Origin of the sequence: Acinetobacter gyllenbergii CIP 110306 = MTCC 11365, assembly GCF_000413855.1 — a bacterium.
Taxonomy (GTDB): domain Bacteria; phylum Pseudomonadota; class Gammaproteobacteria; order Pseudomonadales; family Moraxellaceae; genus Acinetobacter; species Acinetobacter gyllenbergii.
Genome location: NZ_ATGG01000012.1, coordinates 82627 through 98448, shown reverse-complemented (window position 1 = coordinate 98448; position 15822 = coordinate 82627). Strand labels below are relative to the sequence as shown.

Genomic DNA, 15822 nt, shown 5'->3' with positions numbered 1-15822 from the left:
CTAAAACCGCATTTAATAAAAAAGACCTCTAAAAAGTAGAAGTCTTTATATTGAAAAATAGTCTAAATCAAGCAGCGACTTTTGCAGGTACACCACTATGAAAACGGAAGGTATCATCTGGGCTTAAAATCAGATTCTTTTCCACTTCACGGATACGTTCGATTCGCTGTTGAATATCTTCTTCGGGATCTTTGAGTTTCGCTGTTTTTGCAACATCCAATGCCAAGGCTAGATAGTCCTCAAAATGGCGAGATTCCGACTTAAGCAAATAGCGGTAGTACCGCCCCAGCTCATCGTCCACAATCGGTGCCAGCGCATAGAAACGCTCACAAGAGCGTGCTTCTACAAATGCACCAATAATCATGACATCAATCAATGCCTCAGGCTCATAAGTGCGAATTTCTTTACGCAATTCACCTGCATAACGTCCTGCACTCAAGCCCTTCCACTCTTGTCCACGTTTGGTCATGAATTCTAAAACCTGCTCATAATGCAGCATTTCTTCACGTACCAATTGTGCCAATTTCACTTGCAAGTCAGTAAAGAAGCTATAGCGGAACATGAGATTCATGGCCGTTCCAGCTGCTTTCTTTTCACAATTGGCATGGTCTTGCATTAAAGTGTCTAGATTATTCAGCGCTTCATCCAGCCAGGCCTGAGGAGTGCTGCAACCTAAAAAATCAATGACGGGTTGCATCAACTCATCATACTTTATACTACTCATTCAATTATCTCGCAGCAGCCTGAATCGCTGCTTTCATCTCTTTTACTGCTTGAGCCAAACCAACAAATACACTATCTGCAATGATTGAATGACCAATATTGAGTTCATGAATGTGTGGAATCGCAGCAATTGCAGCGACATTGTCCAAATTCAACCCATGCCCTGCATTCACGACCAAACCTTTTGCTGCTGCATATTCGGCACCTTTGATAATACGGGCCAACTCAGCTTGCTGTTGTTCATCCGTTTCTGCATCTGCGTAAGCACCAGTATGGATTTCAATGGTTGGTGCACCACATGCCACTGCTGCATCAATCTGTGCCAAATCAGCATCAATAAATAAAGATACATCACTGCCTATGGCTTTCAGTGCTTCAGTTGCAGCTTTGACCTTTTCAAAGTGACCCACCACATCCAAGCCACCTTCTGTGGTGACTTCTTGACGACGTTCAGGGACAAAACACACGTGTTGGGGTTGAATCTCTTTGGCAAACTCAACCATTTCATCCGTTACAGCCAACTCAAGATTCATACGTGTTTTTAATAATGGGCGCATACGACGCACATCATCATCTTGTATATGGCGGCGATCTTCACGCAAATGTAAAGTAATCCCTTCAGCACCCGCTTCTTCACAAACCAAAGCAGCCTGAACTGGATCAGGGTAAGTTGTACCACGTGCTTGTCTTAATGTCGCAACATGATCAATGTTTACACCTAAGATTGCAGCCATAAAAATATCCTATCGTTTATCCTTCTTTTTGCATCATCAATACATCAAGAAGATCAAGTTTGTGTACTTTGAATCCAAAGTTGACGGCTTTTCAGCGGTCGATCGCCCAACAAAGAGCTAATCATTTGCCGATATAGTTTACCCAATAATTGCAACTGTTCGGGAGAAAAATCCTGTCCCTCTTCATAACATTGCATTGAGCCAATCAACATGCCTGAGAGCGTAGAACGTGAGGCTTGTGCAACTGGTAAGAAACCATCATTCAATTGAAAAAGATAATGCTGGGCAGCATGCACCTCTTGTTGATTTGCATCAACTGAAAAGTCAATTGCGTAACCAAGCTCTTGCAGTAAAGCATGTTCAAATTGTCGTAAAATCTGTCGCAAAAATAATGCTGCTTGCTCATGTGAAGCGAGTTGTTGTAATTGTAATAATATCAATTGATATTGTTCAAAGGTTTGCGGCATGGCCTCTTCTAAAGGACATAAACGCAGCAAAATTTCATTTAAATAAAAACCAGCAAAAAATGCATCCCCGTGAAAAAACACAGGTTGATTTAAAATTTCCAGTTTGGTGAAATTTTTGAGTTCTGATTTGCCTGTGGCTTGTAAACGAATTGGCTGATATTGAGGTGGTGGGGTTTGTCTTAAAATCCCATCCACCCGACCATATTCTTGTGTATATAAATGCACAATATGGCTTTTTTCACGATATTTACGATGATGGATCAAATAGCCATGCAGGACTTCATTACGCATCATAAAGCGAGACTAGTCCTTCTTTTTCTCATCCTTTTCTTCATCATCGCCATCAGGAATAACTGCACCAACCACAGCAGCCGTCCCCTTAACAACACCTTTGGTGGTCTTATAAGCAACTTTAACAGGTACGGTCACAAGCTTATGAACACAGCCTTGCAGCATGAAGATGCATGTTACGATTGCGAGTACACGGATTGTTATTTTCATACCTGTTTCCATTGTCTTAAAACCTGTTAAATATCGCTATAACCCAAGCTTTTTAACGCACGTTCATCATCAGACCAACCACCTTTGACTTTCACCCAAAGTGTCAGCATGATTTTCTGTTCAAACATTTTTTCCATGTCTGCACGTGCATCCATGCCAATGCTTTTTAGCTTCGCACCTTTATCACCAATCACAATGGCTTTTTGACCTTGACGCTCTACGAAAATCGTTGCATCAATATACGTACAAGGTGGCTTTAAACGACCTGTTTTTTCATTTACAGTCGCTTCTTCAGTTTTAAACGATTCAATTTGTACGGTCAAATCATATGGAAGCTCTTCACCCAACTGACGCATAATTTTCTCACGAATGATTTCACTCGCAAGGAAACGTTCAGAACGATCGGTAATCTGATCTAATGAATACAAAGGTGGTTGATATGGCAGATACTTCTCAATGGTATCGCGTAAATGATCGAGATTTGCACCACGCAATGCCGAAACTGGAACAATTTCAGCAAAATTCATCAGCTTCGCACGCTCTCGAATCAGCGGTAAAGCTTCATTTTTATTTTCAAATGTATCTAGCTTATTGATCACGAGGATCACAGGCATATCTGCATTTTTAAGTTTTTCCAAAACCAATTCATCGTTTTGAGTCCACTTTTGTGCATCAACCACAAATAAAACCAAGTTCACATCACGCAATGCTGAGTGCGCAGCACGGTTCATCATCTTATTGATGGCGCGAACTTCTTTTTTATGCATCCCAGGGGTATCTACGAATACCGCCTGTGATTTCTCACGCGAATCAATCCCCACGATCTTGTGACGTGTGGTTTGTGGTTTACGCGAGGTAATGGATAGTTTCTGACCCAAGATATGGTTCATCAAAGTTGACTTACCCACGTTTGGACGGCCAACAATAGCAACAAAACCGCTTTTGAAATCTGAAGGAATTGTACTTCCTTGAGAACTAAAAAATTGATCAACTACATTATTGCCATCTTGCTGTTCAGTTGCTTCTGGCTTATTTTCTTCTGAATGAGACATCAGGTTATTGCTCCAATAATTTTAAAATCTCTGCCGCTGCCGTTTGTTCGGCAAAACGACGACTTGAGCCCTCGCCTATAATTTTTGGCAATCCCGCCACATCACATTCCACTTTGAAATGTTGATTCGGGGCATCACCTTGAATATCTACAACCTCGTAAACTGGGAGAGGTTTTTTACGTGCTTGTAAATACTCTTGCAAACGTGATTTCGGGTCTTTCAGTTGATCTGTCGGTTCGATATGATCAAGATATGGTTCATACCATTTTAGCACAATGCGTTCGAGCAAGTTGAGATCATTACTGTCTAAATAAATAGCACCAATAATGGCTTCAACGGTATCTGCAAGAATAGACTCTCGGTGATGACCACCAGATTTTAACTCGCCTGTGCTTAAAATTAATGACCGACTCAGCTGTAAATCGTTTGCGATTTTTCCCAACGCTTCCTGTCGAACTAAAGTCGCACGCATTCGCGTTAAACGGCCTTCATTTTCCAGTGGATAAGCATTGTATAAATAATTAGCGATGATCATCCCTAATAATGAATCGCCTAGAAATTCTAGGCGTTCATAATTATGTTTATGGCTGACCGAGCGATGGGTCAAAGCCAGTTTTAACAAGTCAAACTGTTTAAACTGGTGACCTATACGCCCTTGCAGCCGTGTATCATTGAGCTTGTTTTGCAGATTTTTGGTCAAAAGTCTTCTCAAAGGTCATAACTAAACTGATATTCAGCATGAAAGGCTTACGTATTTCATACTTCTTTATCACGACAAGGTCATCTTTATAAGTCACTTGCGCGATATCTTTAAAATGTAAATCACGAATCCCGTTCATATCAAAACGTTGATCCATCTGAGTGTTAAACTTACTCGGCGTAATATTTTCAGGGCTATCTTTAAGCAAGCCCTCAATCTGAGTATTAATCAGTTTGTCATCCCAGTATGCTGGCCAAATCGCAACTGCTGCTTTCACAGCAACTGCAAATAAAACCACCCCAAATAAAATTGCAATATACGAAGTCCCTTGTTGAGATTTACGCATCTGTCTATTTCCTATCTATTTTTATTAGTCAATCTTACCATTTCGGTTGAAACTTGGAAGATTTAAACCAGGTTCTTTATGCATCCATACATAAAAAGCTCGCCCAGTTAAATTCGCTTCAGGTACAAAGCCCCAAAAACGACTGTCTGCACTTTGATCACGGTTATCACCCATGGCGAAGTACTGTCCTTTTGGTACAGTCACTTCCCAATCTTGACCATTGCTTTGGATAAATACGTTATTCTCTTTGGCAACAAATGGGACTAATGCTTCAGCACCCCGCAATTGCGCAAATTGGAACTGTTCAGCCAAAGGATTACGTCCTTCTAAGTAACGAATCAAATGCTGATGTTCACCCAAAGTTTCTTTAAAATAAAGTGCTGTCGGCGTATCTTGCTGGTCTTTCTCACGTGAGAATTGTGTTGCTACCTTTGCAATCTGCTTTCCATTGATAATCAATTGACCCGCTTTAAACTGAATGTGGTCGCCAGGTATACCCACTACACGTTTAATATAGCTAATCGTAGGTTGTGGTGGATAACGAAACACAATCACTTCACCACGTTTTGGCTCACCCACATCAATGATTTTAGAATTTACGATTGGTAAACGCACACCATAATCAAACTTATTCACCAGAATAAAATCACCCGTTTCTAAGGTCGGGACCATAGAATCTGACGGAATATTAAATGGCTCATACAAGAAAGAACGCAGTACAAGTACAACCGCTAACACTGGCCAGAAATCATAGGCCCATGTAATGACAAAGTTCTCTTGATTACGCCCACGTGTTGCACGCTGTTTTAATACCAACTTATCCAGTAACCACACCAAAAAGAAAATCAGTGTCGCTGGTACCAGAATCAAGTTAAAATCAAAATCCACAAACCCTCTCTTGCAGTTTCACTGCTCGTCGTTCGACTGGGTAAAACAAACGTTTCCCCAGCCTCATCTTTCTTTATCGATCAACTTTTAATACAGCTAAGAACGCTTCTTGCGGAATCTCGACACTTCCCACTTGCTTCATACGTTTCTTACCTTCTTTTTGTTTCGAAAGAAGTTTCTTCTTACGCGAAACGTCACCACCATAACATTTAGCCAATACGTTCTTACGCATTGCTTTTACAGTAGAACGGGCAATGATTTGCGCACCAATCGCCGCCTGAATCGCAACATCATACATTTGACGTGGAATCAGATCTTTCATCTTTTCAACCAGTGCAATACCACGATGGCGAGCATCTTGACGGTGACAGATCATTGCCAAGGCATCAACCTTTTCGCTATTAATTAAAACATCAACCTTAACCAAAGCTGAACTTTCGAAACGGACGAAGTTGTAATCCAGCGAAGCAAAACCACGTGAACATGATTTTAATTTATCAAAGAAATCCATGACCACTTCAGCCATAGGAATTTCAAAAGTAATTGAGACTTGGTTACCTAAAAACTTCATGTCTTTTTGAATACCGCGACGCTCGATACACAAGGTCATCACATTACCCAAGTATTCTTGTGGCACAAGAATATGACATTCTGCAATCGGTTCGCGTAGATCTTCAACGGTCGAACCATCTGGCATTTTCGACGGGCTGTCGATATAAATGATGTCGCCTTTCTTGGTTAGCGCCTCATAAATTACCGTCGGCGCAGAGCTGATCAGATCAAGATCGTATTCACGTTCTAAACGCTCTTGAACGATTTCCATGTGTAGCATACCCAAGAAGCCACAACGGAAACCAAAACCTAGTGCATCCGAACTTTCAGGTTCAAAGAATAAAGCAGAGTCATTGATCTGCAATTTTTGTAATGCTTCACGGAAGGGTTCAAAGTCACTTGAATCAATCGGGAACAGACCCGCATAAACCTGTGGTTTAACCTTTTTAAAACCCGGTAAAGTCGCAACATCTGGTGTGTTAGACAGTGTAATGGTATCACCGACTGGCGCACCAAAAATATCTTTAATTCCGGCAATCACAAAGCCAACTTCACCCGCTTCAAGGATGTCAGTTTCGGTATGCTTCGGATTAAACACACCCACTGAAGTCACTGGATGGGTTTGGCCTGTTGATTTCACCAGCATCTTATCGCCCTTGCGGATACGACCTTGTTTAATACGAACAAGCGATACAACACCAAGATAGTTATCGAACCATGAGTCGATAATCAGTGCTTGTAAAGGCGCATCACGATCACCTTCCGGGGCCGGAATCACATCAACAAGACGCTCTAAAACCCCTTCAACACCCAAACCGGTTTTCGCTGAACAAGTCGGTGCATCAGTCGCTTCAATCCCGATAATTTCTTCAATTTCGTGAATCACACGCTCAGGCTCAGCTTGAGGTAAATCAATCTTGTTTAAGATTGGCAGAACTTCTAAGCCTTGCTCAATGGCGGTATAACAGTTAGCTACTGACTGTGCTTCTACACCTTGTGCAGCATCAACCACCAACAATGCACCTTCACACGCCGCCAAAGAACGAGAAACCTCATAAGAGAAGTCCACGTGTCCTGGGGTGTCAATGAAGTTTAATTGATATTCTTGACCATTTGGATGCGTGTAATACAACGTTACCGATGCAGCTTTAATGGTAATCCCACGCTCACGCTCAAGCTCCATAGAGTCTAATACTTGAGCTTGCATCTCACGATCTTGTAAACCGCCACACATTTGAATGAAACGGTCAGCCAAAGTCGACTTACCATGGTCAATATGAGCAATAATCGAGAAATTGCGTATATTTTTGATATCTATGGATTTTTTAGCTTGCGCCATGGGTTACCTTAATAATATGTACACAACAATGTACTCAATTAAAAAATTGCTTATTGCTGTGGAAAAAAATGTACGAAAAGTTCGGCACAGTATAAGCACAACAATATTAAAAATATAGTGCTAATAGCATGTGTAGTCTTTAGTGTATTGCTAGGGAGAACAACATGTGTGCTAACTATAAACCAATAGCCAGAAGCCGCGCTCAACTATTAAATTTATATGAGCCGACATTTCTTAATCGCTTAACGCATCTTGTTGAATACATAATTTGAAGAATATACCTGTGTAGATAGCAAACGAAATGCACCACAAGATGAGATAAATATTATGATCAAACTTAACTGTATTCACAATGAGTTGGTTTAAAGGGTCGCTATCGGTCATAAGTGCACAGAGAAACAAAAATACATAAGTAAAAAAACCAATTCTCAGAACATATATAACATTCTTCACAAAGTACATTATTGCGCCAAGCATAATGCTTATGATGCCGAAGAACCACAAGAGTACACTTTCATCCTCATTGGAACCTTCCATCTCCCTCAAGTAAACAAATTCACCACCATACGGCACATAGGTGACAAAACCTTTTGTAAGCGATTCAAAACAAATAGCAAAAATGCCTGAAAAAACGAGAACAAGCGCCAAGTAATGTTTTAATGTTAAATTTTTCATAGCCCTGAGTAGCCCTCTCTGGGTGTCCAATATTTATCTAATATACGCGGCGCGGCAGTACAAGCCGCACAACCATCTGATTTAGAGTAATAATTCCTCATAAAGCTTGTCTGATTGATTCTTGCCAATTTCTTGATCGGTTATAGACTTGTTTAGGGTTTTCCAAATTTGTCTTATCTTCAGACGAGTCCAAAAATGAATCCAGGCTACTCTCCCCCGAGGTATGCAAATAGCTGCACTCTCAATCAAAAGAAACTCATCCGCCTCATTCAAGTCATCAAATAGCGAACCATCTGAAGCGGATATAGGCAACCGTATAGATGTTTATACTGCATAGCATTAGGCCCCAATAGCGCAATATCAAAATAACGACAATCTAAACTGTAAGAAGATCTGCCCCATTTCCACTACAGGTTGAATTTGATGAAATTCTAATTTCTGTAAAAGTCGCTGTGATTTAAGGTTTTGCTGCATGACTTGTGCATCTACATAGCGAATTTTCTGGTCAAACAACAACTCGGTTCGAATCAAATTTAGCATCGCTGTAATCGCCTCAAGCATATAACCATTTCCCCAATAATCTGGATGCAGGTCATAACCGATAATCGCACGATGATCACCCTCCTCCTCAAGAATACGATTAACACCGCAACCACCTATCATTTGACCTGTCTTTAAACGTATCGCATAACGAAAACCAGAGGCTGAATGATAACGATGATGCATTCGATGAATCAGTGCTTCCGCCTGTTCAATCTCAGAAAAAGCATCTAAATCATAAAATTCGAGCACCTGAGCATTTGAAAATATCTCGAGAACGAATGCAGCATCTTCTAAATCTAGACTATTTAAAATCAAACGCTCGGTTTCTAGTCTCTTTAAGGGCTGCATCACATCCACTCTTCATCTCGCCTAAACTTAATCTTATCTATTCAAAATAGGTCACATTGAAATCCATTGGATCTAAGTCTACAGCAATCGGTTGATAAGCTTGAGTAAAGCTTGGTGACATCCGTTTTGGACGACCAGTCTCAATTTCAATACATGCCCATTTGGTATTGCCAACAAATAAAATGCTCTGATCTTTAGGGCGATAAAAAGCATACTGGCGGAATGAATAGAGTGCATTAATATCATCCAACCATGTCCGTAAAATGACGTCCTCACCTTCTAGTGCCGCCTTACGGTATTGCACATGATGTTCAACAGCCACCATGGCATGTTTCAATTCTAGATATTGAGCCAGACCTAAGCCCAATGCCTCGATATGCGCTGAAGCAACATCTTGCATCCACTGGATGTACATGACGTTATTCACATGACCCAATACATCGATATGCTTAGGCTCAACCTGTATTTTTAAATCAAAAATCGTACTCATAATTTTGCGTATTTCATCACGACTAACATTTCACTCGCTACCCTAGTCTAAACACAACTGGATTTCAAAATAAAAACCACCCTAATTCTAGAGTGGTTTTTATTTAAGCGGGATTTAAAAAATTTAAATCTTAAGGCAAACGTAATCCAAGAATTGCACGCTGACCTTGACGAATAATCGTTACACGCGCAACACTATTTTTTGGCAAGGCCGACACTGTTTTTGCAAATTGTTGGCTATTGGTAATCGCTGTACCATTCACTTGTACAATCACATCCCCCGCAACCAGATTTGATAAAGACGCAGTACCGCCACGCTTCACATCTTGAATCAAGATACCACCACGCACATCTAAACGCGCTTGCTCAGGTGCCGTTAGATCACGGATACTCATCCCTAAACCACTGGTTGGGTTATTTTTCTCTGCATCAGCAGCGGTGTCATCTGGTGCGGTACCCAATGTTGCAGAAATTGTACGTGTTTTATCATCACGTAGAATTTCCAGCTGAACGGTTTGATTCGGCGCGATACGATTTAGTGAATAAAGCAAATCACTGGTACGTGAAATTGATGCACCATTAGCCTTCAAAATCACATCACCTGATTTTAAGCCTGCTTTTTCAGCTGGAGACTTCGGTGCGACTTGGGTAATCAACGAACCTTCTGGTTTCGGCAACTTATAAGCTTCTGCCAAGTTACGATCAATATCTTGCATCATAATACCAAGATAAGAACGCGTTACTTTACCCGTGGTCTTCAATTGTTGTACGACATCCATCGCCACATCAATTGGGATCGAGAATGATAAGCCCATATACCCCCCAGTACCACTGAAGATACGTGAGTTCACCCCGACCACCTCACCACGCTGGTTAAACAATGGACCACCTGAGTTACCTGGGTTTAAAGCCGCATCTGTTTGAATAAACGGAACAGACGTCTCGCCACTCATATTCCGTGATTTCGCACTGACAATCCCTGCCGACGCTGAATAGTCAAAACCAAATGGTGAACCAATCGCCAAGACAGGTTCACCCACTCGAAGTTGATCGACATTACCCACTTTTAACTCTGGGAAATTATTGCCATTCACTTTCAGCAAGGCAATATCGGTACGCTCATCACTTCCAACGAGCGTGGCATCCAGTTCTCGGCGATCATTCAGGATAATACTGATACGAGAAGCATTTTCAACCACATGACGGTTCGTGAGCAAGTAGCCATCTTTCCCGATAAAGAAGGCACTACCATAGCCAGTTTTTTCCTGTGGCCCCTGCTGTTGAGGGATGATCACCTGATTACCAAAAAAACGACGTAAAATTTCAGGGACTTGTTGTTGCAATAACTCTTCCTGAGTCATTTTCTTGACAACATTGACACTCACAACAGCAGGGCTGACCTGCTCAACCAGATTTGAAAAATCTACTGGCGATGCAGCATTGACTTGAGATGCTGCTATCGTAAATACCGCAGCATACATTCCTTGTTGTAAATAGCGACTTTTCATGAAGCAAGAACCTACATACTGATGATTAAAATAAAATTCTGGTCTATGTTTTTAGCATAACCTCATCATTCTTTTCGTAAAAATATGTTTATATTTTCAATGCATACAACGATCTAGAATGATGAAATATGAATAAATTATGGAGAGATTCAGCATAATCCATCCGATAGAAATGGTTTTATCTTGGAGAGCTTAACGATAGATTAAAACAATGTACTGAAACGTAATCATTTTCTCATTCATACAGATTAGGCAAAAAATAATCGGCAAATAATCCGCATTCGCTAAAAATTCACTCAATTCTAGGCAGATTAGCCCTTGCCTTTTTGATAAAAAAGCGGTGTCATTAGCGAACGTTTAAAACTGAAGCAGATTGACATGCCTGATTTAAAAACAATTCACCATTTTGATGTGATTATTGTGGGCAGTGGCGGTGCAGGTTTAAGTCTTGCACTCTCTTTACCAAGTCATTACAACATTGCAATTTTAGCCAAGGCAGCGCTGACAGAAGCCAGTACCTTCTATGCGCAAGGCGGTGTTGCTGCAGTATTAGACGAAACAGATTCTATTCAACAACATATTAATGACACTATGATTGCAGGCGGTCATCTTTGTGAATTAGATGCTGTTAAACATACTGTCGAAGGTGGCAAACCTTCAGTAGACTTCCTACTCAAGCAAGGCGTGCAATTTACGCTAGATGATGATGAGCAACTACACCTGACCCGTGAAGGTGGTCACTCACAACGTCGTATCATTCACTCTGCCGATGCAACAGGCAAAGCCATTTCAACCACCTTGGTTGAACGTGCGAAAGAACGACAAAATATTACGATTTTTGAAAATTATATTGCGATAGATCTGATCACCTTACACAAGCTTGGACATCAAGACCAAGCCAATCGATCAATCGGTCTTTATGCTTTAGATGAAACCAACGAGCAGGTTCATACCTTTTTAGCACCTTTCACGGCACTGGCTTGTGGTGGTGCAATGAAAGCTTATCTCTACACATCTAATCCTGATATTGCGACAGGTGATGGAATTGCCATGGCCTATCGGGCAGGTTGTCGTGTCGCCAATATGGAATTTAACCAATTCCATCCAACTTGTTTGTATCATCCAAAAGCGCGTTCTTTCTTAATTACTGAAGCAATGCGTGGTGAAGGTGCTTATTTACGTTTACCGGATGGCGAACGTTTTATGCTGCGTTTTGATGAACGTGCTGAACTGGCACCTCGTGATATTGTGGCACGCACCATCGACCATGAAATCAAACGTTTAGGGATTCGTCATGTCTGGTTAGACATCACCCATAAATCACCCGAATTTATTACCGAACACTTCCCGACCCTATATGCACGTTTGCTTGAGCTTGGTATTGATATCACCAAAGATATGATCCCAGTTGTGCCTGCAGCGCATTACACCTGTGGCGGTGTGGTGGTGGATGAACATAGCCAGACTGATTTAGATGGCTTATATGCCATTGGTGAGACCTCTTATACAGGCCTACACGGCGCTAACCGTATGGCGAGTAATTCATTACTTGAATGTTTCGTTTATGGCATGAGTGCAGCAGAAGATATCGAACAGAAATTTGATGCTGAGTTTCAATTCCCAGATGTTCCAACATGGGATGAAACACAAGTCACCGATGCCGATGAAGATGTCGTCATCTTACAAAACTGGGATGAGCTACGTTCTACCATGTGGAACTATGTGGGTATTGTACGTACCACCAAACGTTTGCAACGTGCCTTACACCGTATTGAAATGCTGAAACGTGAAATTACTGAGTATTATCAAGATTATCGTGTCAGCAAAAACTTGATTGAATTACGTAACCTAGTTCTGGTTTCGGAAATGATTGTACGTTGCGCAATGGAACGTAAGGAATCACGTGGTTTGCATTACACACTGGATTATCCTGAACTCTCAAATGAGATTCGCAAAACGGTGCTCACGCCACCAAACTTTAAAGTAGAACAGCCGTTGGTGAATGAGTAATTCTCAATTTATTCACCAATTATTTTTTAATTATCACTGCCTCATATAGTCAGAATAATTAAATACTATTTTTATGGGCAATACATTACTTTGAAGGATCAAAGTAATCAAAATCCCTTGTTGGACAGAGGGTACATCCTTGTTACCCCTGCCCAACTTGGCGGCATCCATGCCGCCGATCTCGATAGTAAATAACAACTTGAATTCAAATACTAAAAATCAGGCTATTTTCGGACTGGATATTGCTTAAGGCCTATCTCAAATACTGCAAAGCATCTTCAAACACAACATCCGCATTCTGTGTCGCATCCAATCGCTTCATCCGTTCAGGCTCTGCTTGCCACAAGGTCTCATAACCCGCACGAACTTTGGCAAAGAAACTTAATTTCTCTTGCTCAAAACGATCTAAGGCACCACGCTCTCGCGCACGGGTCATGCCCAATTCAATTGGTGCATCTAACCAAAATGTAATATTCGGCATTTTCGCGACAAAAGTTTGATTTAACAGTTGCAACTTCTCCTGACTTAAACCGCGTCCAGAACATTGATATGCAAAGCTGGCATCGGTAAAACGATCGCTCAGTACAATTTTCCCAGCCGCTAATGCGGGTAAAATCACTTGCTGTAAATGCTGTGCACGTGCTGCATAAATCAATAACAGCTCGGTATCATGACTCATTTGCTCTTCATGATTCACCGCCAACAACAGTGAGCGAATCTGCTCAGCCAATGGTGTTCCACCCGGTTCACGGGTCAACACGACTTCTTTACCCTGCTGTTCAAAGTACTGATGAATTTTACGAATCAGCGTAGTCTTACCAACACCTTCCGTACCTTCAAAACTAATAAACATTATTCGCCCTGCTTTTTCTTTGAACGTAGCACAGTTAAATATTCTTGCACTGCACGATTATGGTCTTCTAAAGACGCTGTAAATTTATGCCCACCATTGCCCGTGGCAACAAAATAGATATTTTTAGCATCATCTGGATGCATCGCTGCCTCAATCGCTTTTTTACTTGGTAAAGCAATTGGTGTTGGCGGTAAACCATTGATGGTATAGGTGTTATACGCCGTTGGCGTGCGCAGATCATTACGGGTGATATTGCCTTTATAATTCTCCCCCATACCATAAATCACGGTTGGATCCGTTTGTAAGCGCATCCCCATTTTCAAACGACGGACGAAGACACCTGAAACCTGTTCTAACTCACTATCTAAACTGGTTTCTTTTTCAATAATCGAAGCCATGATCAAGGCTTCATACTTATCTTTGTAAGGTAAATTCGGTGCTTTCTTGGCCCAAGCATCATCCAACGATTTCATTTGACGGCGATACAAATCCGTTAAGATTTTTTTATCCGTTTCGCCTTTGGCAAAGAAATAAGTATCTGGCGCAAATAGACCTTCTGGGTGCGTATATGAAATATTTAATTGCTTTAATAATTCACTGTGCGGAAGATCAAGCAAAGTATTGGTGACATTCGGATCTTTTCTTAGACTCTGAATCAACTGTGAAAAAGTTGTTCCTTCAATCACCAGAATACGGTTCATCTGCGCATTATCTGCATCTGACAACATATCCATCACCTGACGAATACTCATGCCTTCTGTGATTTCATAGACACCCGCTTTCATGGTGTCATGAATCATGAACTTCTGATACAACTTTAAAACTATTGGAAAATTCACTTTATTTTCTTTGGCTAAACGGTCAATAAATCTTGAATAGGTATCGCCAGAAGAAATTACTAAAAGCTGTTTTTTACTGTCTACCTGATAATTTTTAAATAAACTCGACCATACAATGCCAAAGATCACCAAAACAAAAATAACAATGGCGATCAAAAAGGCTTTAAAAAAAGAAAATCTGGATTTCGGTTTAGCTTTTGGCTTTTTCTTACTTTTGCTGGAACTAGGCGGCTTTGGCATATTAATCAATCTGGCTAAGTTTTAAAGTTTCAAATAAATCAAGATAGGGTTGCTGCTCTAAGACCTGATCATTAAATCGAACAACCGCTTTCATTGGATGTAACGCATTGCAAAAAAATAAACTCTGGATATGGCCAATCTCATTCATATCGATACATCGCTGCTCACATTCAATCTGATATTGCTGCATTCTCGACAAGATTTTGGCTCTCATCACACCGTGGACGCCATTATAGCGAAGTTCAGGCGTAATCCACCGATCATTTATACGAATAAAACAATTACTGCTCACGCCTTCAACAATATAGCCTTGTACATCACTAACGAGTGCTTCTAGCCAACCACGCTGATCAGCTTCTTGTTTCAACAAGACCTGTTCTAATCTATTCAGGGTTTTTAAGCCCACTAAATGAGGCATATTCAAACCCAAAGCATGATTTAACATGCCACTTTCAATCCATTCAGGCTGAAAAGCCTGTGTCACTCTTGGGTAATACCACAGGTATACATCAGCCGCATGTAAAGGCAGACTATAGCCCCGATCTCCTTCACCACGGCTAATCACCACTTTTAAAGTGCCATTAAGACTGGAATATTGCTGCTGTAAATGCACAAGCGACTTTTCAATAAAAGATAGATCAGCATCCAGTTGCAAGGACTGGCAAGCCAGTTTTAAACGTGCAAAGTGCAGTTCTTTTAATTCAAAAATTCCGTGAAAAATGCGTGCTGTGGTAAAGCAACCATCACCATAATGGAACGCTCGATCCAATAAAGAGATGGAATCAATTAAATGTCCATTTTTATAACACTGCATCATTCAAATACCTTCCACTTTATAAATCAGCACTAAAACAATAAGCGATTGATTTAAAACAATTATAGCAATTACAGTCCAAAATTAAAAATCACTTGTATATCAACAATTCAGCAAAGTTTATCTATTTTATCTATTTCTATTTTTTTCATAACAAATTCGATTTTAATTATTTTTTTTGCAAAAAAACTGGCGTTATGC

17 protein-coding genes and 1 pseudogene are annotated in these 15822 nt (G+C 40.8%); 2 read left to right on the top strand and 16 right to left on the bottom strand.

All coding sequences use genetic code 11. The features are described 5' to 3' along the window. Positions 1-67: 67 nt before the first annotated feature. The 9 genes from F957_RS12590 to lepA all read right to left on the bottom strand — a co-directional run bounded on the left by F957_RS12590 (position 68) and on the right by lepA (position 7302). Positions 68-724, bottom strand: a complete 657-nt coding sequence (locus F957_RS12590; protein ID WP_016660283.1) for a MiaE family protein — start codon at positions 722-724, stop codon at positions 68-70. A gap of 4 nt (positions 725-728) precedes the next feature. Next, entirely contained in the window at positions 729-1457 is a 729-nt protein-coding gene (gene pdxJ / locus F957_RS12595) for a pyridoxine 5'-phosphate synthase (RefSeq protein WP_016540925.1), read from the bottom strand. 53 nt (positions 1458-1510) lie between these two features. Continuing rightward, positions 1511-2218 carry a DNA repair protein RecO gene (gene recO, locus F957_RS12600; protein WP_016540924.1) on the bottom strand — a complete coding sequence of 236 codons (708 nt, stop codon included), beginning with the start codon at positions 2216-2218 and terminating at the stop codon, positions 1511-1513. Between the two features lie 9 nt (positions 2219-2227). Next, positions 2228-2425: an NF038104 family lipoprotein gene (locus F957_RS12605; RefSeq protein ID WP_032812483.1), complete on the bottom strand. Its 198-nt coding sequence runs from the start codon at positions 2423-2425 to the stop codon at positions 2228-2230. Between the two features lie 26 nt (positions 2426-2451). Continuing rightward, positions 2452-3477 (bottom strand): GTPase Era, encoded by a 1026-nt coding sequence (gene era / locus F957_RS12610; RefSeq protein ID WP_016540922.1) that lies wholly within the window; start codon positions 3475-3477, stop codon positions 2452-2454. A gap of 4 nt (positions 3478-3481) precedes the next feature. Next, a complete protein-coding gene (gene rnc / locus F957_RS12615) occupies positions 3482-4177 on the bottom strand; it encodes a ribonuclease III (protein WP_016540921.1) in 696 nt (231 codons plus the stop codon). Next, positions 4146-4523 (bottom strand): DUF4845 domain-containing protein, encoded by a 378-nt coding sequence (locus F957_RS12620; protein ID WP_016540920.1) that lies wholly within the window; start codon positions 4521-4523, stop codon positions 4146-4148. Before F957_RS12620 ends, rnc begins: the two co-directional genes overlap by 32 nt. A 24-nt stretch (positions 4524-4547) precedes the next feature. Beyond that, positions 4548-5411, bottom strand: a complete 864-nt coding sequence (lepB, locus tag F957_RS12625; protein WP_016540919.1) for a signal peptidase I — start codon at positions 5409-5411, stop codon at positions 4548-4550. Positions 5412-5484: 73 nt separating this feature from the next. Further along, the gene (gene lepA / locus F957_RS12630) at positions 5485-7302 is read right to left on the bottom strand and encodes a translation elongation factor 4 (protein WP_016540918.1); all 1818 of its coding nucleotides are present in this window, start codon (positions 7300-7302) and stop codon (positions 5485-5487) included. A gap of 164 nt (positions 7303-7466) precedes the next feature. On the opposite strand from lepA, the pseudogene F957_RS21865 reads away from it, so the two are divergent. After that, positions 7467-7535: pseudogene (locus F957_RS21865) on the top strand (SOS response-associated peptidase); the annotation flags it as partial. A gap of 1 nt (position 7536) precedes the next feature. On the opposite strand, the gene F957_RS12635 reads toward F957_RS21865, so the two are convergent. The 4 genes from F957_RS12635 to F957_RS12650 all read right to left on the bottom strand — a co-directional run bounded on the left by F957_RS12635 (position 7537) and on the right by F957_RS12650 (position 10865). Further along, positions 7537-7977: a hypothetical protein gene (locus F957_RS12635; RefSeq protein ID WP_016660282.1), complete on the bottom strand. Its 441-nt coding sequence runs from the start codon at positions 7975-7977 to the stop codon at positions 7537-7539. Positions 7978-8337: 360 nt separating this feature from the next. Further along, positions 8338-8868, bottom strand: a complete 531-nt coding sequence (locus F957_RS12640; protein ID WP_016660281.1) for a GNAT family N-acetyltransferase — start codon at positions 8866-8868, stop codon at positions 8338-8340. Between the two features lie 37 nt (positions 8869-8905). Next, positions 8906-9358, bottom strand: coding sequence for an acyl-CoA thioesterase (locus F957_RS12645; RefSeq protein WP_016540916.1), 453 nt, complete (start codon positions 9356-9358; stop codon positions 8906-8908). A gap of 130 nt (positions 9359-9488) precedes the next feature. After that, the gene (locus F957_RS12650) at positions 9489-10865 is read right to left on the bottom strand and encodes a Do family serine endopeptidase (RefSeq protein WP_016540915.1); all 1377 of its coding nucleotides are present in this window, start codon (positions 10863-10865) and stop codon (positions 9489-9491) included. A 372-nt stretch (positions 10866-11237) separates the two neighbouring features. Here F957_RS12650 and nadB point away from each other — a divergent pair, with 372 nt between their 5' ends. Further along, on the top strand, positions 11238-12875 hold the full coding sequence (nadB, locus tag F957_RS12655) for an L-aspartate oxidase (protein ID WP_171068278.1): 1638 nt from the start codon (positions 11238-11240) through the stop codon (positions 12873-12875). Between the two features lie 253 nt (positions 12876-13128). Here the strand turns inward: nadB and tmk are convergent, their stop codons facing one another. The 3 genes from tmk to pabC are packed head-to-tail and all read right to left on the bottom strand — an operon-like array spanning position 13129 to position 15621. Then, positions 13129-13728 carry a dTMP kinase gene (tmk, locus tag F957_RS12660; protein ID WP_016540913.1) on the bottom strand — a complete coding sequence of 200 codons (600 nt, stop codon included), beginning with the start codon at positions 13726-13728 and terminating at the stop codon, positions 13129-13131. Then, complete coding sequence (gene mltG, locus F957_RS12665) at positions 13728-14807, bottom strand: endolytic transglycosylase MltG (protein ID WP_016540912.1); 1080 nt, start codon at positions 14805-14807, stop codon at positions 13728-13730. Before mltG ends, tmk begins: the two co-directional genes overlap by 1 nt. A 1-nt stretch (position 14808) precedes the next feature. After that, positions 14809-15621, bottom strand: coding sequence for an aminodeoxychorismate lyase (pabC, locus tag F957_RS12670; protein WP_032860642.1), 813 nt, complete (start codon positions 15619-15621; stop codon positions 14809-14811). Positions 15622-15822: the final 201 nt, after the last annotated feature.

Excerpts from the sequence above, each read along its gene's own strand:
- pdxJ (WP_016540925.1), bottom strand. The coding sequence starts at position 1,457 with ATGGCTGCAATCTTAGGTGTAAACATTGATCATGTTGCGACATTAAGA.
- F957_RS12605 (WP_032812483.1), bottom strand. The coding sequence starts at position 2,425 with ATGAAAATAACAATCCGTGTACTCGCAATCGTAACATGCATCTTCATG.
- era (WP_016540922.1), bottom strand. The coding sequence starts at position 3,477 with ATGTCTCATTCAGAAGAAAATAAGCCAGAAGCAACTGAACAGCAAGAT.
- F957_RS12650 (WP_016540915.1), bottom strand. The coding sequence starts at position 10,865 with ATGAAAAGTCGCTATTTACAACAAGGAATGTATGCTGCGGTATTTACG.
- F957_RS12620 (WP_016540920.1), bottom strand. The coding sequence starts at position 4,523 with ATGCGTAAATCTCAACAAGGGACTTCGTATATTGCAATTTTATTTGGG.
- F957_RS12590 (WP_016660283.1), bottom strand. The coding sequence starts at position 724 with ATGAGTAGTATAAAGTATGATGAGTTGATGCAACCCGTCATTGATTTT.
- F957_RS12640 (WP_016660281.1), bottom strand. The coding sequence starts at position 8,868 with ATGCAGCCCTTAAAGAGACTAGAAACCGAGCGTTTGATTTTAAATAGT.
- lepA (WP_016540918.1), bottom strand. The coding sequence starts at position 7,302 with ATGGCGCAAGCTAAAAAATCCATAGATATCAAAAATATACGCAATTTC.
- pabC (WP_032860642.1), bottom strand. The coding sequence starts at position 15,621 with ATGCAGTGTTATAAAAATGGACATTTAATTGATTCCATCTCTTTATTG.
- mltG (WP_016540912.1), bottom strand. The coding sequence starts at position 14,807 with ATGCCAAAGCCGCCTAGTTCCAGCAAAAGTAAGAAAAAGCCAAAAGCT.
- F957_RS12635 (WP_016660282.1), bottom strand. The coding sequence starts at position 7,977 with ATGAAAAATTTAACATTAAAACATTACTTGGCGCTTGTTCTCGTTTTT.
- tmk (WP_016540913.1), bottom strand. The coding sequence starts at position 13,728 with ATGTTTATTAGTTTTGAAGGTACGGAAGGTGTTGGTAAGACTACGCTG.
- recO (WP_016540924.1), bottom strand. The coding sequence starts at position 2,218 with ATGATGCGTAATGAAGTCCTGCATGGCTATTTGATCCATCATCGTAAA.
- F957_RS12645 (WP_016540916.1), bottom strand. The coding sequence starts at position 9,358 with ATGAGTACGATTTTTGATTTAAAAATACAGGTTGAGCCTAAGCATATC.